The organism is Ruegeria sp. I3, from assembly GCF_056532525.1.
On the sequence record NZ_JBQFNI010000001.1, the window covers coordinates 591,984 to 609,195 of the forward strand.

Genomic DNA, 17,212 nt, shown 5'->3' on the forward strand with positions numbered 1-17,212 from the left:
CCGCCTTTGATCGCGCCAGATGATCTTGTTATGAGCCTTTGGAAATCCAAAACCCCTTATTCCTAACTACTTACTCTGACCTGAACAAATTATCCGATAGTTGCCTGGTCAGTTTTGCATGAACTTTCGTTCCACAGATCAAACGCCATTCCGGCCTTTAAGTGATTCTATCTGGTGGGTTTTTCGGATGGGCGGAGTCAGGGTCTAGGATCAGTTTTTTATTGCAACAATCAGATCCATTACGTTTGTTCCTGTGGGTCCCGTGACCAACAGCGCCCCCGCCTTGTCGAGGAAACTGCCGCTATCTGCATTGTCCAGATACGCTTGCGCCTTATCAGACCAAGTGTCACCGGTAACGATGGCGCCTGCTGCATCTGTTGGCCCGTCGGTGCCATCTGTTCCTCCGACGATGACGGTCAAATCAGATTGCCCTGCGATTTCGCGCGCGAGTGCTAGAGCAAGGGCCTGATTACGCCCACCGCGCCCTGGCGCATCAGGTAGGACCACGGTTGGTTCGCCGCCAAATACCATGGCGCCCTTGGGCATATTCCGCAGCCGATCTCCTAATTTAGCTGCAACCGAGAGATAGTCATCGTGCATCGCTTCTTCGTTGTCGAGGACCTTGATGCCTGAGTTCTCCGCCGCAAATGCTGCGGCGTCGCGCGCGTGTGCGTTTGATGCGATTATCGCGGTGTGGGCAGAAAACTCCGGTTCTTCAGGCGACGATCCGATACCGGAGCCAATAACACCCAGATCATCACCCGGGACGTCCGAGATCGCCAGAACGGTCACACTTTTCCCTGAGAATGCCGACAACAATCCGCCACCCTTGATCCGGGACAGCTTGCGCCGTTCCGTGTTCATTGCACCGATGTCGAGACCTTCACTCAGCAGTCTTTGGTTGAGGGCCTCAAGATCATCCAATGTCGTACCGGCCACGAGGTCCTCGGCAAGCGAAGAAGCCCCTCCCGAAACTAGCAGAAGCAGTTTGCTGTCGGGTTTCATCGCCTCAACCGTTTCGCGCAATGCCTGCCCACCCTTCAGACTGCGGGCATCGGGAACCGGGTGTGCAGCTTCTATCACCACAATATGCTTAGGCAGGTCGTGGCCATGGCCATCCTTGGTAACCACCAGAGTGGGCACTGGGCCAAACCGTTCGACGGCGGCACGGGCCATGGCCCCTGCGGCTTTTCCAACGGCCAATATCTGATCTGGGGCTTTGATCGCCCGAGTGGCCTCCAGTGTTGCGTGATATCCATCAACTGCCGCCACACCTGCGCGCCAAATGTCCTGTGCCTGTTGCGAACTCTGCATCAGCTTTCCATCCAAATTGTGACTGGACCGTCATTGACCAACTCTACCGCCATGTCAGCTCCGAACGCACCTGTCTCAACCGGAATGCCCCGCGATGAAAGGTTGTGTACAAACGCCTCGTAGAGGTGTTCGCCCTCAGCCGCCGGGGCGGCCCCGGAAAACCCAGGCCTGTTTCCACGCGATGTGTCAGCTGCCAAGGTGAACTGGCTGACCACTAGGGCCGAGCCCTCAATATCCAATATCGACAGGTTCATCTTTCCCGCGTCGTCCTTGAAGATACGAAGCTTTGCGATCTTTTCAGCCAATTGATCAGCTTGTGTCTCTCCATCCCCCTGCATCGCACAAACCAGAATCATCAATCCGGGGCCCGATCGCCCGATCACTGTTCCATCGACTTTGACCGAGGCACTGGAAATTCTTTGAAGTAAGGCGCGCATCTGCAGGTCCTGTATTCTATTGCTATTCGTGCCAATCGATCACTTCATCCAGCGCGGCACGTTCCGTTCTGAACGCGTTCGCCGGGTGATCCATATCCGCATATCCGAACGAAATCGCGCACAGAATCAAGCGATCTTCTGATATCCCGAAATAACGGTGAAGAAATGCGCCATGGGCCGCTACCGCTGCCTGCGGGATACAAGCCACACCCAGGGCCTGCGCCGTCAGTGAAAATGCGGTCACGAAGCCACCACAATCCATCGCGCCGTAAGGGCCCAGTTCAGTAGGGCTGGACAGTATGGCGCAATGTGGGGCGCCGAACAGAGCATAGTTTTCCATCATCTGTTGCGCCGAGGCCCTGCGATCACCTTTTTCTATACCAACCGCTTTGTAGAGGGCCCAGCCACAGGCGCGACGGCGCTCTTGATAAACACCGGAATAGCCGGTTGGAAAGGGTAGGTCCGGAGCAGGCGCAACGTGCGAAGCTTCGTGTTGCAACGCGTCCCGAAACTGGTCTGTCTCGGCCCCGCTGGTGATGACGACCTGCCAGGGTTGCGCGTTGCACCAGCTTGGAACACGCGCAGCACTGGCGACGATCTGTTCAATCTGTTCGCGCGGCACCAGGTCCGTGCGAAAGGCACGGCAAGAAAAACGATCGGCCAAGAGCGCGTTCAGAGCGTCAAGGTGCAATTCAACATCTCCTTTCAGGCATGCCGAGGAGTAGGTTCCATGAGCGTGCTCTGCTTATCAGCTTTATTGCTGTCCAGTTGCCACCAGATACCCGACGCCGGCCGCAACGAGAAGGCCCAGAACCACGGCGATCGTAATCTTGATTGCGGACCAGGGACGCTCGCCCTGAACGCGGCCGGTCCGGCCATTGACCACAAAACGATAGGTTTCGCCACGGTATTTATAGGCCGCCATCCAAACCGGCAGGAGGATGTGTTTGAATGTAACATCGCGCACTTCGGTGTCGACAGCGTGAATGCGCTGACGATCGCCTCCGATATCGAACCGCACGTCACGCTCGATCACCCGTGCCATATGCGCGCGGGCCTCTTGATAACCTTCTCGCAGTTCGACCGTGTATGCCTCGGCGCGGAAACCGGCCAGATATTCCGGCTGGTATGGCTCAAGCGCAGGCAGGTCCCATGGCTCCAGCGCATCGGTATAGGATTTGGGCAGCGATTCTGATGCCAACACCAGAACATCGTCAAAGAGCCGTGCAACCCGTCCGGATTTTGGCGTCCAGCGCACTTTGGGGACCTGTTGCTGCACGCGCTTTCCATCGCGCATCACAGTGCGAGTTTCGTAATACACCACACCGCGTTCCCCACGATAGCTCGACTTGGTATCAGCGTCGAAGGTCCAATACGGGACATAAATGCCCTGCATCTTGCGTCCCTTTCGAGCGTATTCCTTCAACCCGTTGGGTGCAAACCACAGTCGGCCCAGCCAATCCCCCATTGCCTTGTGGGCCGAGCGTTCCTCCAGTGCAAAGGGCAACACTCCGCGGGGTTTGATATGGCGGCTAACGCCTGTATCGGTCACTACCGGAGTGGCACAGAACGGGCACTCCGCAGCATGGGTGTTCGGATCAAACTCAACCTGAGCCGCGCAGTTTGGACAAGTCAGAACACGGGTTTCTTCAATCTCGCTGTCAGGCAAGCGATCCGCGATGGCGGCGTCGAAATCCAGCTCTCGCAGACTCGCACCACCCCATGGGCCAGCACCGATCGTTCTGGTGTTGCCACAATGATCGCAGGTCAGCGTTCCGTCACCGGGATTGAACCGATAATCCGCCCCGCATTGGTCGCAGGGGAAACGGTGTTCGTCTTTCGCCATGACAGAACCTCGAAATCAGGTTACCAAATGTCAGATCACGCGCCCGGAGGCGGCGGAGGCAGGATCGTGAACAGCTGTGCCAGTTCCTGCACGTCGCCTGCCTTCTTCCAACCGTCCTGACCGGCGGTCCAGACGTGGGTATCACGCGTGATTTCACCATCAGTTGCCATACGGCCCATCTTGGCCTTGGAGAACGGCCCGCTGGTCTGGCCATCCACCGCGATGTGCCATACATGCTCGACGGGTGGCGGGGGTGGCGGTGCCGCAGGCGCTGAGGCTTGCGGGGCAGCGGGGGCGGAACCGCCCCAAGGGCCGCTTGGTTGACCCGCTGCCATGTTCGACATCTGCTGTGCCATCGCCATACCCATTCCCATGCCAAGACCGGCACCCATGCCGCCACCCTGACCGGGATTGTTGGCCGCTGCGGTCATCGCTTCGGCTGCGGAATACTGCGTGAACTTGCCCAGATCGCCCGCCAACCCCATCGATGTGCGTTTGTCCAGCGCGGCCTCGACCGCTGGTGGCAGCGAGATGTTCTCGATGTAGAACTCGGGCATGCTCAAACCATATCCGTCCAGCACCGGTGTCACCTCGGCGGCAATCAGTTTGCCCAGATCGGCAGTGTTCGCCGCCATATCGAGAACTGGAATGCCCGAGCCTGCGATGACGCGGCTGAATTCCTGCACGATGATGTTTCTGATCTGAAAGCTGATCTCGTCCATGGTGAATTCACCATCGGTGCCTACGATCTCTACTAGGAATTTCGCCGGGTCCTTGACCCGCACTGTATAGGTGCCGAAGGCCCGGATGCGTGTTGGTCCAAACTCGGGATCGCGCAGCATGATCGGGTTCTTGGTGCCCCATTTCAGGTCATTGAACCGGGTCGTGTTAACGAAGTAAATTTCAGACTTGAACGGAGACTGAAAGCCGTGATCCCAATGCTGCAGCGTCGTCATGATCGGCATGTTGTTTGTCTCAAGCATGTAGAGACCTGGGGTGAAAACATCTGCCAACTGCCCCTCATGCACAAAGACCGCCGCTTGACCTTCGCGCACGGTCAGCTTGGCGCCGTATTTGATCTCGTGTCCTTCACGCTCGAACCGCCAGACCATGGTGTCGCGCGTATCGTCGACCCAGTGGATGACATCTATGAATTCACCGGTCAGAAAATCAAAAATTCCCATTGGATTTCTCCTGTCTTCGGGGTCAGAGCGACTGCCCCATCAATTCGCGTGCAATGATACGGACCACTGGCCGCGCTTCGTCAGCTGTCATGCCTGGCTTGAGGCGTGGGTCGTATAGAATGGTTAGTAGTTTTTCATCATGGCTTGTGAGCAGGGCGAACTCGTCGTCATCGTTGAAGATTGATGGCCGGGCAGACGGGCTGTCATTCGGCAGCCCCAATCCCTGAGCGATCTCTTCGTGGACGCAACTCAGGCGCACCAGATCGGGATGTTCCGCCCGGATCAGGGCAACAGCCCGGGTATATGTCTGTGGCGCGCTGTTCGACGCCGAAGCGAATACAAAGCAATAGAAAGAGCGCGGCAGTTTGTCGAAGAGGTCAAGTTGTGCCTGCCCTATGCCCGGGATCAGTTGTCGCAGCCGGGCTTGCACATAAGCGGTATCATCTTCACCCGCCACGAAGACGTGGAAATTTGCATTCCGGGTGGTGGTTGAGACCGGGTGTCCAGTGAGCCGCGACAAGCGGTTGGCGTAGGCGTCAATTCGGGCGGTCTCTTGCTGGCGGACTTCAGGTGCAACCGATGGACCAAACTCGGGCTTTATGCGAACCGGCGACGACCAGCGACTAAGCTGTCGGCTGGTGCGACTGCTGCCGCTGGCAACGGCTTGCCCCGGATATTCATTATAAAACGCTATGGTCTCAAAGTTCCGAGCCAGATCATCGGCATCATAGGGCGTATCAGGGCCACCGCCATCGGTTCTCAGCAACCCGCGCGTCAGCAAGTTGTTTTGTACGCTTTCATAGTATCGCGCGAGATCAAGGCTCGCTGGTGAGGGCGCTTGATATGCATTGCTCAGGCCTTGCGGCTGGGCAGGTTGAGGTTCAGGAGCGATCGTCGTCGTCAATGCCTCATCGCAGCCAGCAAATGCCAGCAGCGACAAGCCCAATACTGCAATCTTAGCGCGATGAAATGGCCGCACGCCCGCTGTTTCCATTATCCGGGAACAGCCGTTCCGGCATTGTCGCCGATCCCGTCCTGTCGCGCCTTGGCCGATGCGAGTGTGTCGCGCAGCTCGGCTTCCATCTTCTTAAGCTCTTCCTCTGCGGCGGCACGCTTGGCTTTGCCTTCGTCGGCAATGGCGAGGCTTTCATTAATGGTGCCGATCAGATCTGCGTTGGCTTGTTTGACGGCTTCGATGTCAAAGACACCGCGTTCCATCTCTTCGCGGATCATCTTATTGGATTCGCGCAAGTTGGCGGCGTTCGAGGTCAGCAATTCATTGGTCAGATCATTGGCATCACGTACGGCAGCGGCGGCCTCGGCACTGCGCTGTATGGTGACAGCTTGTGCCAGCTGGGTTTCCCAGAGCGGTACTGTGTTGACGAGGGTCGAGTTGATCTTGGTCACCAGCGACTTGTCATTTTCCTGCACCAGACGGATGGAGGGCAGCGATTGCATCGTCACCTGACGGGTAAGCTTCAGGTCGTGGACCCGGCGTTCCAGATCATCGCGCGCGGCACGCAAGTCGCGCAATTCCTGCGCTTTCATCACCTGTTGGTCTTCGGGCGCGGCCTGAACTTCGGCCTCTTTTTCAGGAATGTCGTGGCTGTCCAGTTCGGTCAGCTTCTCCTCTCCCGCTGCGATGTACAGTGCGAGTTCGTCGTAGAACTCCAGCGTTTTTTCGTACAGCAGATCCAAAGACTTGATATCTTTCAGCAGTGTATGCTCATGCCCCAGAAGATCATCAGTGATCCGGTCGATCTGGCTTTGAACGTCTTCATACTGCGCTGTGAACTTGGCAAAGGGTGCAGCGCGGCCCAGCAGTTTTTCCCACCAACTACGTTCGCGACGCACATCCAGTTCGCTGACTGAAAACCCCCGGATCGTTGTTACGATATTGCGAAGGCTGTCACCCGCCGGGCCCACATCCTTGTTGCGCACGTCGGCCAGCATGGCCTGGCTGATCTCTTGCAATTCCGCCTGTGCGGATGATCCGAATGAGACGATCGAGTTTGTGTCGCCCATGTCGATCTCGCCCATCCGCTTGCGGATCTCGGCACCAACCGGTTCGTCGGCCTCTTCCAGCGGGACAATCTCGGCCTGCGGCTCGGGGAGAGCGACGGCGGTGACTTCCTGCACCAGCGTTTCAGCCTCGACTGCCTTGTTCTTGATCTCATCGGACATGGGGTAATCCTCGCTTACATAAAAGCCGGTCAGTCCAACCGGACGCCTTCGCGCTGCAGCCTGTCGCGCAGCACATCAATTTCAACCGTCAGATCACTGCGGTCATCCAATAGCATCTTTCGCGTCCGCGCCGCGAAATTCTGTTCAAGATCGTCCAGCAAAGCCGAATAGTCCGCCAACGCCTGCGCATCACGCGTCCGTGCATAGACGTCCGAAAACTTCACCGTCGCATCGCGCGCGCCCTGCAAATAAACCGTCAGGTATTTTCGGGCACCAGCCAGATCGCGCGGGTCTTCCTCGACCGTGCGAAACAGATCGCGGGCTGTATCCTGAAAGCGTTCGACCCGCGCTTCGATCCGGCGGTCACCTGCGCGTTTTATTGCATCTGTCATTTGGGTCAGATGGGTTTCGGCGTCCTCGACCACGCGTGCGACACGGTCCTGCTGGAAGGTGTCGACACCCTCCATTCCTTTGTCCTTCATTGGGTCGAGGCCGAAGGAAGCCGAATGTAGAACCGTTGCAGCGGCGCCAAACAGGATGGGGGCCAGCAGGCTTACCTGTGATGCTGTTTCGGCGTCCAGAAATTCGGTCCGGTATGAGGCTAGCGCCGCCCCCAAACCGGTCAGAACGCTGGAAAACATCTTGCGGGGAAACGCAGGTCTGCGTGCGGTGCGGCGGGCGTTGTAAGCGGATTCGGCCCTTAAACCTTCGCGCAGCAGAAACGCGGCAGCGGTCAGTAGCCCTGCCGCAACCAGGCCGATGGTCATTCCGATCGCGCCATCGTTCAGAGACAGAAACACCAGTGGTATCGCCGGGACAAACAGGATGTTCGCGCGTGCACCTGCCGGTTCGACACGGGCACCATCGAATTGGCCACGCGATGGCTGATCCTGCGAGGAAACATCGCCTTCTGGGCTGAATTTGCCGCCGTACCGTTTGGCCATTTCGCTACAGGCCCCCCAACAGACCGGTGCAGACGCCGAACAACAGCACCAACAGGGCCGCATAGGCCAATTTTTGTACTCCGGTCCCGGACATAGCGCCCCCCAACTGTGACCATCAGGGAAAATTTAGGCGATACGAGGGCTTGGCGCTAGGGGGAAGGTTGAATAACCCGCGTCACTTGCGAGGTTTCTTGCCGATTGCTGGTCTTTTGCGCTGCGGTCGAGCAGGGCGTTTGGCCGGGGGTATTCCGCTATCCTCAGCATCCAGCCCCAGTTGGTCGCGCATGACACGGCGGCGGATTTCTTCAACCTCGCCGGGTTTCAGGTTGCCCAGTTGGAATGGGCCGTAAGAAACCCGCAAAAGCCTGTTCACCACATAACCGATATCTTCGATAGCGCGGCGGATTTCGCGATTCTTGCCTTCGCGCAGGCCGATGGTCAGCCAAGCGTTCGCGCCCTGTTGACGGTCCAGTGTCACGGTCATGGGTTGAAACCGCTCACCATCGATTACCAGGCCTTTGCGCAGCGGTTCGAAATCCTCGTCTTTGGGGCGTCCATTTACCCGCACCCGGTATTTGCGTAGCCATCCAGTTGAGGGCAGTTCCAGCTTGCGCTTGATGCCGCCATCATTAGTCAGCAGCAGCAATCCTTCCGAGTTCAGATCGAGTCGCCCGACGCTCATGACCCGGGGCATATCCTCGGGCAGGTCGTCAAAAATCGTCTTGCGGCCTTTTTCGTCACGCGCCGTCGTCACCAGTCCCGGTGGCTTGTGATAGAGCCACAGGCGTGATGGCTCGGGCTCGGATACTGGTTTACCATCGACGGTAATCCTGTCCTTGGCGGTTACGTTCAGCGCAGGGCTGTTGATCGCCTTGCCATTCACGGTCACACGTCCGGCTTCGATCATGCGTTCAGCTTCGCGGCGCGAGGCGACACCGGCGCGGGCCAGCACTTTGGCGATCCGGTCGCCGGGAGGAGGGGTATTGGTCATCCTCCGGCCATAACCCATCCCGGCGGCTTGCGAAAGACGGGTTTCTGAGGCAGTCAGAGGCATGAAGTTCAGATCCCACATGAAACAGGCGCTGGAACAGGCACAGGCGGCAGCAGACCGAGGTGAAGTGCCGGTCGGCGCGGTGATCGTCGCGCCCGACGGGCAGGTGGTGGCCGCAGATGGGAACCGCACCCGCGAGTTGAATGACCCCACTGCCCATGCTGAGATTCTGGCTCTGCGCGCCGCATGTGCCGCGGCCGGGTCCGAGCGTTTACCCGATCATGACCTTTACGTAACCCTTGAGCCTTGTGCCATGTGCGCCGCAGCGCTGGCCGCAGCACGCATCCGGCGCATCTACTACGGCGCTTCCGATCCGAAATCTGGCGGTGTCGCGCATGGCGCGCGGGTGTTTTCGCACCCACAGGCCCACCATCGACCCGAAGTCTATGACGGCATTGCCGCCGAAGAGGCTGCCGCGCTGCTGAAACGCTTCTTCGCGACGCAGCGCGGTTAAGTTTTTACGACCATCTCACGTGGGATATCAGCCAGGGGCTTGCCCCCATCTGACGTCACCACAAAGCTTTCGGTAATCGCCAGTCCCCAGTCTGGGGTCCAGAGGCCGGGCATTAGGTGAAAGGTCATATTCTCTTGCAATTCCGTCGTGTCACCGGGTCGCAGGCTCATGGTGCGCTCGCCCCAGTCGGGCGGATAGCTGAGCCCGATGGGATAGCCGGTGCGGTTGGCTTTGACATACCCCGCGCGGGCGAAACTGTCATAGACACAAGCCGCGACCTCTTCGCAGGTGATGCCAGGGCGTGCGGCGGTCATTGTGTCGTCGATAGCGGTTAGAACGGCGGCTTCGGCCCGGCGGATATCATCCGGGGGATCACCCAGAAACAGGCTGCGACTGGCGGGGCAGTGATAGCGTCGATAGCAGCCGGAGATTTCGAAATAGGTCGCCTCATCCCGCGCCAGAGGTCGGTCGTTCCAAGTAATGTGCGAGGCAGAAGCCTCACGACCGGAGGGTGCAATCGGCACGATAGCAGGGTAATCTCCGGCTAGGCCGGGCAGTCCGGCGATGCCTGCCGCCTGCACTTCGGCGACAAGTTGGTTTTTGGGCAATCCTTCGCGATATGCGTCACGCAGAACTCCGTGCATATGTGCGGTCAGCTGACCCGCCTTGCGCATCATTGCGATCTCGGCATCGCTTTTTACGGCGCGCTTCCAATTCACAAGCCCTGTGGCGTCAATCAATGCACCGAAGGCGCGTTCGAGGATACGGTGGCTGGCGGCTGAGTAGTAATAGTTATCCATCTCTACGCCGATACCAGCGGTCCAGCCGCGATCCCGCAACGCAAGGACAAGGGCGTCGACCGGGTGGTGCTCCGGGTGTTGAACATGCTCTTCGGGCCAGTCCAGCAGGTCCTCGGGGTCCAGCCAGGTGGTCTGCGCAGCCCCCGCCTTGTCCTGCGTTCTGCCCCACCAAAGGGGCGATCCGCTAGCGGGCAGGATGACCATCTGCGGTACGTAAAAGCTCCAACCGTCATAACCGGTGAGCCACGCCATGTTCGATGGGTCCGTGATCAACAAGGTCTCGATACCCTGTTGATCCATCGCAGAACGGGTCTTGTGAATGCGGTCAGCGTATTCCTGCGCGCTGAAATCCGACGCGGGCATCAGAGAGAAATCGCCTGCATGACCTCGGGCTCGATTACATCGACACCGGGCAACCCGTCAGCCAGTTCCTGAGCCGATTGTGCAAGGATCGGAAAGGTCTTGTAATGGCACGGGATCACTGTCTTGAAATTGAAATACCGCTTGGCAGCATAGGCAGTGCCCTTCATGTCCATGGTAAAGTGGCCACCTGCCGAAAGGATGCCGATATCGGGTTTATAATAATCACCCATCCACTCCATGTCGGCCATAATGTCGGTATCGCCAGAGAAATAGAGCATACGGTCCTCGGACGCGATCATATAGCCGACTTCGGTTCCACCCGTACGCAGACCATCAGGTGTCGAGAAGGTCGAGCTGTGCGAGGCAGGCACCATCGTTAATTTGACACCGTTTAGGTCAACCGTGCCACCTTTGTTGAATCCGACCGTTTCAATGCCTTCAGCCTCGGCCCAGTAGCCCATCAGGTCGTATTGCCCGACCACGGGCACGTTTAGATGTTTGGCCAGCGGCAGCACATCGACGACATGATCGAAATGAGTATGAGTCAGCAGGATATGCGTCGCGCCCGCAACGGCTGCGTCATGCTGATCTTCGGGCAAAGACGGGTTGCCCGTCAGCCAGGGATCGATCAATAGAACTTGTCCTGCTGTTTCGATGCGAAAGCTGCCATGTCCCAGCCAAATGATATCCATAGAGAATCCTCCCATTTTCCGCTTGGAGTTAGCCTAGCATCGGCTATGTAAAAATCTATGGATTGGACGCAGTATGTTGATGGATATTGTGAGCGGCTCTCGCCCGCGTATTGGGCCGAGCCGATAAACGCGATTACCAATGCGGCCTTTCTTATTGCTGCATTTGTGATGTGGCAAAGGGCGCGCGGGCAGGGCGCACCTTTGGCGATGGCTTTGGTTGTCATATTGGCGATGATCGGAATTGGCAGCTATCTGTTCCATACATATGCGCAGGTTTGGGCGGCGATCTTGGATGTGACGCCAATTCTGCTGTACATCCTCGTTTACATCTACGCAGTGAATCGCGATGTCTGGCGGCTGAGCAACAGATACGCGCTGGGTTTGACCGCGCTATTCTTTCCATACGTGGCGCTGACGATCCCGCTATTCCAGTTGGTGCCTGGCCTTGGTGGCTCGGCGGCATACGCCCCAGTTCCTCTATTGATTCTGATTTATGCGGTCCTGTTGCGCCGGAAAGCCCCGGACACTGCGCGTGGGCTGACAATAGGAGCAACTGTCCTGATCACCTCGATCACCTTTCGATCACTGGACACTCCAATTTGCGGGTATCTGCCAACGGGGACGCATTTTATGTGGCACATTCTGAATGCAGTTATGTTGGGCTGGATGATTGAGGTTTATCTGCGGGCGATCCGAAATCCACCTGCCGGAGCTGCGGTGGCTGCAGGATCAGGACATTGATCAGAACCACCGAAGCATCATCCTGATTGGTTAATCCCTGAACGCAGCAGCCAAAGCCTCGGGCAGATCAAATTCAGCCAATACGCGCGCGCGGCCTTCGGCTGACATCTTGAAAGCCGTTTTTTCAACAATGCGCTGGATTTTTTCGGCGGAGTGCTTGGCGGCAAAAGGTTCAAAGTACCATTTCAGAAAAACGAAACAGATCACGTCCTCAAGCGCCTGTACTTCGGCATTGCGCTTGATCCCCTGTTTGCGCAGCATTTGCCCGACGGCTTCTATATCGTCCGCACCATATTCAGCCTGTTCCATGAATCCTTGCACAACGTCAGCGTGATATACGCCTTGCGCCTTCCTCCAGGCCAGATACCCTGCACGTCCTTCGGGGTATTCAGTGCGCTTTAGCTTCCAGCGTTCGACATGCTGACCACGTGCGGCGATCTGTAAAGCATCCGACGCATCGGGAAATAGCCGATCCAGCTCTGCGCTCATGCGTTGGCCATAAAGCAGCTCGACCGGCTGGCCGTCCTCCATATTAGGGTCTTGCGCATTTGCTGCGTCAATTGCGTCCAGAACGGTTTGCTTGCGTGTGCTCATTCTCTGCTCCGTTAGCTCGCCTGAACTGCACCTGACGGGTGGTTCGGCGTTTGGTCCAAGACCATGCTAACGAGTTGTTGGAATGGGTGCAGCAGTCAATTGTAAAAAGCGCCGGATCGGGAGGGGGCATACCGATCCGGCGCGCAGGTCAGGGTTATTTGCCTGCCTGGGTGTGGTCCCTCGTCACGGGCTCCGAAACAGGCGCGGGGAAGCTAAGGTTTCGGGTCAGATTGTTCATATCGATACCCAAAGCCAGGGCGGGCGAGGTCAGAACCAGAGCGGACAATATGAAGGCGGGAAGAAGGGTTTTCATGAGGTGTCTCCGATTTCTCGTTGCGTCACGATATTGAGGTGAACTGTTCGGTTCATTTTTTCAATGGCAAAACTGAACTAATCGGTTTACTTATTTGCATATCAGCCATTCAAATATGCATGGCAGCTGGCGATATTGGGTTTGAATCCGCGTCTGCCGCCTGTCGCTCTTGCGAGTGTTGCGGCAGGCAGGTAAACGCCCCCTAACGTAGATGAGGGTTTCCGATGTCGATTGACCAAAGCACCGCCGCCAAGGTGGCCAAACTGGCCCGGATCAAGGTCGAGGATGATGCGCTGCCTGCGCTGGCGTCCGAGTTCAACAATATCCTCGGGTTTATCGAGCAACTGAACGAAGTGGATGTCGAAGGCGTCGAGCCGATGGTCTCGGTCGAGCCGATGCGCCTGAAGCGTCGTCAGGACGTGGTCACCGATGGAAACCAGCAGGACAAGGTCCTATCCAACGCCCCCGATGCGCGCGAAGGGTTCTTCGCTGTTCCAAAAGTTGTGGAGTAAGTCATGAGCGAACTGAACAAATTGGGCCTGGCCGAGGCCCGCGACGCGCTGCGTACCAAAGAAGTGACCTCGGTCGAACTGACCGAGGCCTGCCTGAAGGCCATTGACGAAGCAGACGCGCTGAACGCGTTTGTCCACAAGACGCCCGAGATCGCGTTGGAGCGCGCCAAGGCGGCGGATGAGCGGATCAAAGGCGGCGACGCGCCTTCGATGTGCGGCCTGCCCATCGGTATCAAGGACCTGTTTTGCACTAAGGGCGTGCCCTCGCAAGCGGCCTCGAAAATTCTCGAGGGGTTCAAGCCCGAATACGAATCCACCGTGTCGCAACAATTGGCGGATGCTGGTGCTGTGATGCTGGGCAAGCTGAACATGGACGAGTTCGCGATGGGTTCGTCTAATGAAACATCCGTTTACGGCAATGCGGTCAGCCCGTGGCGGCGCGGCAATGACGATGCACAGCTGACACCCGGCGGCTCGTCCGGTGGCTCAGCCTCGGCTGTCTCGGCTGACCTGTGTCTGGCCGCGACCGGTACCGATACCGGCGGTTCGATCCGCCAGCCTGCTGCTTTTGTCGGTATCACCGGCATCAAGCCAACCTATGGTCGTTGCTCGCGCTGGGGCATTGTGGCCTTCGCCTCTTCTCTGGATCAGGCCGGTCCGATGACCAAGAACGTCCGTGACGCAGCGATCATGCTGGAAACCATGTGCGGTCATGACCCCAAGGATTCCACCAGCGCCGAGCTGGCCGTGCCGAATTTTGAGGCAATGCTGACCGGCGATATCAAAGGTAAGAAAATTGGTATCCCCAAGGAATACCGCATGGACGGCATGCCCGCCGAGATCGAAAAGCTCTGGACTGATGGCGCTGCGATGCTGAAAGACGCAGGCGCCGAGATCGTCGATATCTCGCTGCCGCATACCAAATATGCGCTGCCTGCCTATTACGTGATTGCTCCTGCCGAGGCGTCGTCGAACCTCGCCCGCTATGACGGTGTCCGTTATGGCCGCCGTGCACAGCTGGCTCAGGGCGATGGCATCACCGAGATGTACGAAAAGACCCGCGCCGAAGGCTTCGGCCATGAGGTCCAGCGCCGGGTGATGATCGGCACCTACGTGCTGTCTGCAGGCTTCTATGACGCCTACTACAACCGCGCCCGCAAGGTCCGCACCCTGATCAAGAAGGACTTCGAAGATGTCTTTGCCGCAGGCGTTGATGCGATCCTGACCCCGGCAACGCCGTCGGCCTCGTTCGGTCTGGGCGAGATGACCGAGGCTGATCCTGTTCAGATGTACCTGAACGATGTGTTCACCGTGACAGTGAATCTCGCTGGCCTGCCCGGTATTTCGGTGCCTGCTGGTCTGGACAAACAGGGCCTTCCGTTGGGTCTGCAGCTGATCGGCCGTCCGTGGGAGGAAGGCGATCTGCTCAACACCGCCTACGCGCTAGAGAGCGCGGCTGGGTTTGTGGCCAAGCCCGGAAAATGGTGGTAATCCTCAAACCTGACACGGCAATAAAGAACCGGAGCAGCCAAATGCGCAAATTGCTTCTGATCCCGGCCCTTGGGCTGATCGCGGCATGTGATACCGTTACCCCTGTTTCGGGTACCGGTTTCAATACGCCGGAATATCAGGCGCAGCGCGAGGCCGAACTGGCCGGGCAGGGTCTGGCCGGTAATCCGCTTGCGCCACCCGAGGCGGTTTCCGAACAGCCGCTCTCGGCGCAGGGGGCTGTTGGTGCCGTACCAACAGGCGACGCCTCTGACATCGCCAACCAGACGGCCATTGCCTTGGCGAATACGTCGGGTCAAGAGACGCGCGTCGCGCCTCTGACTGCAACAAACAACCCAAGTATCTCTGATGAGCAGGATTTTGAGGCTGTCTCGAACCGTCGCAGTATCGATGCCGACGCCGCTCGTATCGAACAGAATCGGCAGTCTTACGAGGTCGTCGCCCCTACTGCCGTGCCCGAGCGCGGCTCTGACGGGCAACCCAATATCGTGCAATACGCCCTGAGCACTTCGAACCCCATCGGTACCCAGTTGTACAGCCGAGCCGGATTTAACCTGCAGGCCAAGGCACAGCGCAACTGCGCTCAGTTCGCCTCTCCTGATCAGGCGCAGATTGAGTTTCTGTCGAATGGAGGCCCCCAGCGTGACCGCAAAGGGCTGGATCCGGATGGCGACGGTTACGCCTGCGGCTGGGACCCCAGCCCGTTCCGCAGTGCCGTCAACAACTAAGCTCTCCCCCATCTGGCACCCATCGCCCAATTTCGGCCCCCGTCGGGATGGGCTGTCACCCAAGCTGATCGTGCTGCACTACACCGCAATGGAGAGCGCTGCTGCCGCGCTTGAACGTCTCTGCGATCCGGGTCCCGAGGTCTCCGCCCACTACCTGATCGGTCGTGACGGTGCGCTCTGGCAGCTTGTCCGAGAGGAAGATCGCGCTTGGCACGCCGGGGCAGGGGAGTGGCAAGGGCAAGCCGACATAAACTCCCGCTCGATCGGGATCGAGCTGGACAATGGCGGAGATCACCCGTTTGCCGAACCCCAAATGCGTGTATTGGAACAGCTTTTGCCCGAACTCATGCAGCGTTGGACCATCGCGCCAGAGGGTGTGATCGGGCATTCCGACATGGCACCGGGCCGCAAGTCCGACCCCGGCCCTCGGTTCGACTGGCAAAGGCTGGAACACCAGCGCCTTGCCGCTCGGCGTGGTACTGCCCTCGAACCGAACGTCAACTTCCGCGAGCTGGCGCAGAACCGGGGCTACACAGCGACAAGCGACGAGAAGACGCTCCTAAATTCCACACGCCTGCGCTATCGCCCGTGGGCCTCAGGCCCCTTGCACCTCGATGATCTCATAGCCCTCTGTCCGCTCCCAAAATCGACCTGATCCGCCCTTCATCTGGCCAAAAATGTCTCGGGGATGAATTGGCCGTAGGCCAAGAAGGGGCTGGCCCCTTCGCCACCCCAACCCCTCTTGACGCCATCACGCACAGAGCCTACCCAACCCACGCGCGGAGGGCCGGATGGCCGCTGGGGTCGTTAGGCCCGAGAGGAAAGTCCGGACTCCACAAGGCAACGGTGCCGGGTAACTCCCGGGCGGGGAAACCCGACGGAAAGCGCCACAGAAATCAGACCGCCACACATGTGTGGCAAGGGTGAAACGGTGGGGTAAGAGCCCACCGCGCCGCTGGCAACAGTGGCGGCACGGCAAGCCCCACCGGGAGCAATGCCGAATAGGGTCCCCGCGCGGGCCGGTCGGTGCAAACCGATACCGCCGCTAGGCACGCCTTGGCCGAGAGGGACCGGGTTGGCAGCTCGAGCCGCGCAGCAATGCACGGCCTAGAGGAATGGTCATCGAAGGGGGCAACCCTGGAACAGGATCCGGCTTACAGGCCCTCCGCGCATCTCCTGTTACCCGCCCGGAGGTGTGTAGGTGCCGCCAAGTGCTGCAGCTTTTTCGGCGACGGCAACAAATTCCTGCGCCGACCATGCGCGAACGGTCTCGATCCTCGAAACCGCACCCGTGCCCGCGACGGCCATGCCAATTGCCACAGCATCACTGCCTTCAGGCAGTTCGCTGATAACGACGACATCATTGCCTCCGGTGGTTATATAAAATGAGATCAGTCTACCGCCTGCTTTCTCAAGCAAGGCCTTGACGGGACCGGTGCGATCTTCCGGTTTTGCCAACATTCCTTTGACCCCATCTTGCGAATAAGAAGCATAGGTAATGAAAACAGGCATATTTCTCTCCCTTGGTTGCAGTTTATTCGGAGCG

20 protein-coding genes and 1 other RNA gene are annotated in these 17,212 nt (G+C 58.4%); 7 read left to right on the plus strand and 14 right to left on the minus strand.

Annotated features, from left to right (window positions below):
* Positions 1-210: 210 nt before the first annotated feature.
* From ACR0L9_RS03075 to ACR0L9_RS03115, 9 genes are all read right to left on the minus strand, one after another.
* Positions 211-1,314, minus strand: coding sequence for a glycerate kinase type-2 family protein (locus ACR0L9_RS03075; RefSeq protein WP_480894728.1), 1,104 nt, complete (start codon positions 1,312-1,314; stop codon positions 211-213).
* Positions 1,314-1,751 carry a D-aminoacyl-tRNA deacylase gene (gene dtd, locus ACR0L9_RS03080; protein WP_480894729.1) on the minus strand — a complete coding sequence of 146 codons (438 nt, stop codon included), beginning with the start codon at positions 1,749-1,751 and terminating at the stop codon, positions 1,314-1,316. The genes ACR0L9_RS03075 and dtd overlap by 1 nt, the downstream gene beginning before the upstream one ends.
* Positions 1,752-1,773: 22 nt before the next feature.
* Positions 1,774-2,442, minus strand: coding sequence for a nitroreductase (locus ACR0L9_RS03085; protein ID WP_480894731.1), 669 nt, complete (start codon positions 2,440-2,442; stop codon positions 1,774-1,776).
* A 63-nt stretch (positions 2,443-2,505) separates the two neighbouring features.
* Complete coding sequence (locus tag ACR0L9_RS03090; protein WP_480894733.1) at positions 2,506-3,597, minus strand: TFIIB-type zinc finger domain-containing protein; 1,092 nt, start codon at positions 3,595-3,597, stop codon at positions 2,506-2,508.
* Positions 3,598-3,632: 35 nt separating this feature from the next.
* Entirely contained in the window at positions 3,633-4,781 is a 1,149-nt protein-coding gene (locus ACR0L9_RS03095) for an SPFH domain-containing protein (RefSeq protein ID WP_480894735.1), read from the minus strand.
* Positions 4,782-4,803: 22 nt separating this feature from the next.
* Positions 4,804-5,775, minus strand: a complete 972-nt coding sequence (locus ACR0L9_RS03100; RefSeq protein WP_170512426.1) for a DUF2927 domain-containing protein — start codon at positions 5,773-5,775, stop codon at positions 4,804-4,806.
* On the minus strand, positions 5,775-6,965 hold the full coding sequence (locus ACR0L9_RS03105) for a toxic anion resistance protein (RefSeq protein ID WP_170392243.1): 1,191 nt from the start codon (positions 6,963-6,965) through the stop codon (positions 5,775-5,777). The genes ACR0L9_RS03100 and ACR0L9_RS03105 overlap by 1 nt, the downstream gene beginning before the upstream one ends.
* 29 nt (positions 6,966-6,994) lie before the next feature.
* Positions 6,995-7,909 (minus strand): 5-bromo-4-chloroindolyl phosphate hydrolysis family protein, encoded by a 915-nt coding sequence (locus ACR0L9_RS03110; protein ID WP_480894737.1) that lies wholly within the window; start codon positions 7,907-7,909, stop codon positions 6,995-6,997.
* 175 nt (positions 7,910-8,084) lie between these two features.
* On the minus strand, positions 8,085-8,900 hold the full coding sequence (locus tag ACR0L9_RS03115) for a pseudouridine synthase (protein ID WP_480444218.1): 816 nt from the start codon (positions 8,898-8,900) through the stop codon (positions 8,085-8,087).
* Positions 8,901-8,961: 61 nt separating this feature from the next.
* Between ACR0L9_RS03115 and ACR0L9_RS03120 the strand changes: the two genes are divergently transcribed.
* Positions 8,962-9,414, plus strand: coding sequence for a nucleoside deaminase (locus tag ACR0L9_RS03120; RefSeq protein WP_170392237.1), 453 nt, complete (start codon positions 8,962-8,964; stop codon positions 9,412-9,414).
* Here ACR0L9_RS03120 and ACR0L9_RS03125 read toward each other — a convergent pair.
* Entirely contained in the window at positions 9,411-10,577 is a 1,167-nt protein-coding gene (locus ACR0L9_RS03125) for a M24 family metallopeptidase (protein ID WP_170420698.1), read from the minus strand. The genes ACR0L9_RS03120 and ACR0L9_RS03125 overlap by 4 nt on opposite strands.
* The gene (locus ACR0L9_RS03130; protein ID WP_170392232.1) at positions 10,577-11,269 is read right to left on the minus strand and encodes a metal-dependent hydrolase; all 693 of its coding nucleotides are present in this window, start codon (positions 11,267-11,269) and stop codon (positions 10,577-10,579) included. The genes ACR0L9_RS03125 and ACR0L9_RS03130 overlap by 1 nt, the downstream gene beginning before the upstream one ends.
* A gap of 57 nt (positions 11,270-11,326) precedes the next feature.
* Between ACR0L9_RS03130 and ACR0L9_RS03135 the strand changes: the two genes are divergently transcribed.
* On the plus strand, positions 11,327-12,010 hold the full coding sequence (locus ACR0L9_RS03135) for a ceramidase domain-containing protein (RefSeq protein ID WP_170609443.1): 684 nt from the start codon (positions 11,327-11,329) through the stop codon (positions 12,008-12,010).
* A gap of 30 nt (positions 12,011-12,040) precedes the next feature.
* Here ACR0L9_RS03135 and ACR0L9_RS03140 read toward each other — a convergent pair whose 3' ends face one another.
* Positions 12,041-12,604, minus strand: a complete 564-nt coding sequence (locus ACR0L9_RS03140) for a DUF4202 domain-containing protein (protein ID WP_170392228.1) — start codon at positions 12,602-12,604, stop codon at positions 12,041-12,043.
* 154 nt (positions 12,605-12,758) lie between these two features.
* A complete protein-coding gene (locus tag ACR0L9_RS03145) occupies positions 12,759-12,917 on the minus strand; it encodes a hypothetical protein (protein WP_170401611.1) in 159 nt (52 codons plus the stop codon).
* A 224-nt stretch (positions 12,918-13,141) separates the two neighbouring features.
* Between ACR0L9_RS03145 and gatC the strand changes: the two genes are divergently transcribed.
* From gatC to rnpB, 5 genes are all read left to right on the plus strand, one after another.
* Positions 13,142-13,429: an Asp-tRNA(Asn)/Glu-tRNA(Gln) amidotransferase subunit GatC gene (gene gatC / locus ACR0L9_RS03150; RefSeq protein WP_170392224.1), complete on the plus strand. Its 288-nt coding sequence runs from the start codon at positions 13,142-13,144 to the stop codon at positions 13,427-13,429.
* A gap of 3 nt (positions 13,430-13,432) precedes the next feature.
* A complete protein-coding gene (gatA, locus tag ACR0L9_RS03155; protein WP_170609441.1) occupies positions 13,433-14,920 on the plus strand; it encodes an Asp-tRNA(Asn)/Glu-tRNA(Gln) amidotransferase subunit GatA in 1,488 nt (495 codons plus the stop codon).
* A 41-nt stretch (positions 14,921-14,961) separates the two neighbouring features.
* A complete protein-coding gene (locus ACR0L9_RS03160; RefSeq protein ID WP_170512388.1) occupies positions 14,962-15,666 on the plus strand; it encodes an excalibur calcium-binding domain-containing protein in 705 nt (234 codons plus the stop codon).
* Positions 15,650-16,321, plus strand: a complete 672-nt coding sequence (locus ACR0L9_RS03165; RefSeq protein WP_255611736.1) for an N-acetylmuramoyl-L-alanine amidase — start codon at positions 15,650-15,652, stop codon at positions 16,319-16,321. The genes ACR0L9_RS03160 and ACR0L9_RS03165 overlap by 17 nt, the downstream gene beginning before the upstream one ends.
* Positions 16,322-16,445: 124 nt before the next feature.
* An RNA gene (gene rnpB / locus ACR0L9_RS03170) (RNase P RNA component class A) lies at positions 16,446-16,839 on the plus strand.
* Positions 16,840-16,845: 6 nt separating this feature from the next.
* On the opposite strand, the gene ACR0L9_RS03175 is transcribed toward rnpB, so the two are convergent.
* Positions 16,846-17,178 (minus strand): GYD domain-containing protein, encoded by a 333-nt coding sequence (locus ACR0L9_RS03175; RefSeq protein ID WP_170392216.1) that lies wholly within the window; start codon positions 17,176-17,178, stop codon positions 16,846-16,848.
* Between the last annotated feature and the right edge of the window lie 34 nt (positions 17,179-17,212).

Bases quoted from the DNA above. Each gene is read 5' to 3' on its own strand.
- ACR0L9_RS03075 (WP_480894728.1), bottom strand. From the start codon at position 1,314: ATGCAGAGTTCGCAACAGGCACAGGACATTTGGCGCGCAGGTGTGGCG.
- dtd (WP_480894729.1), bottom strand. From the start codon at position 1,751: ATGCGCGCCTTACTTCAAAGAATTTCCAGTGCCTCGGTCAAAGTCGAT.
- ACR0L9_RS03090 (WP_480894733.1), bottom strand. From the start codon at position 3,597: ATGGCGAAAGACGAACACCGTTTCCCCTGCGACCAATGCGGGGCGGAT.
- ACR0L9_RS03095 (WP_480894735.1), bottom strand. From the start codon at position 4,781: ATGGGAATTTTTGATTTTCTGACCGGTGAATTCATAGATGTCATCCAC.
- ACR0L9_RS03100 (WP_170512426.1), bottom strand. From the start codon at position 5,775: ATGGAAACAGCGGGCGTGCGGCCATTTCATCGCGCTAAGATTGCAGTA.
- ACR0L9_RS03105 (WP_170392243.1), bottom strand. From the start codon at position 6,965: ATGTCCGATGAGATCAAGAACAAGGCAGTCGAGGCTGAAACGCTGGTG.
- ACR0L9_RS03110 (WP_480894737.1), bottom strand. From the start codon at position 7,909: ATGGCCAAACGGTACGGCGGCAAATTCAGCCCAGAAGGCGATGTTTCC.
- ACR0L9_RS03115 (WP_480444218.1), bottom strand. From the start codon at position 8,900: ATGACCAATACCCCTCCTCCCGGCGACCGGATCGCCAAAGTGCTGGCC.
- ACR0L9_RS03120 (WP_170392237.1), top strand. From the start codon at position 8,962: ATGAAGTTCAGATCCCACATGAAACAGGCGCTGGAACAGGCACAGGCG.
- ACR0L9_RS03125 (WP_170420698.1), bottom strand. From the start codon at position 10,577: ATGCCCGCGTCGGATTTCAGCGCGCAGGAATACGCTGACCGCATTCAC.
- ACR0L9_RS03130 (WP_170392232.1), bottom strand. From the start codon at position 11,269: ATGGATATCATTTGGCTGGGACATGGCAGCTTTCGCATCGAAACAGCA.
- ACR0L9_RS03135 (WP_170609443.1), top strand. From the start codon at position 11,327: ATGGATTGGACGCAGTATGTTGATGGATATTGTGAGCGGCTCTCGCCC.
- ACR0L9_RS03140 (WP_170392228.1), bottom strand. From the start codon at position 12,604: ATGAGCACACGCAAGCAAACCGTTCTGGACGCAATTGACGCAGCAAAT.
- ACR0L9_RS03145 (WP_170401611.1), bottom strand. From the start codon at position 12,917: ATGAAAACCCTTCTTCCCGCCTTCATATTGTCCGCTCTGGTTCTGACC.
- gatC (WP_170392224.1), top strand. From the start codon at position 13,142: ATGTCGATTGACCAAAGCACCGCCGCCAAGGTGGCCAAACTGGCCCGG.
- gatA (WP_170609441.1), top strand. From the start codon at position 13,433: ATGAGCGAACTGAACAAATTGGGCCTGGCCGAGGCCCGCGACGCGCTG.
- ACR0L9_RS03160 (WP_170512388.1), top strand. From the start codon at position 14,962: ATGCGCAAATTGCTTCTGATCCCGGCCCTTGGGCTGATCGCGGCATGT.
- ACR0L9_RS03175 (WP_170392216.1), bottom strand. From the start codon at position 17,178: ATGCCTGTTTTCATTACCTATGCTTCTTATTCGCAAGATGGGGTCAAA.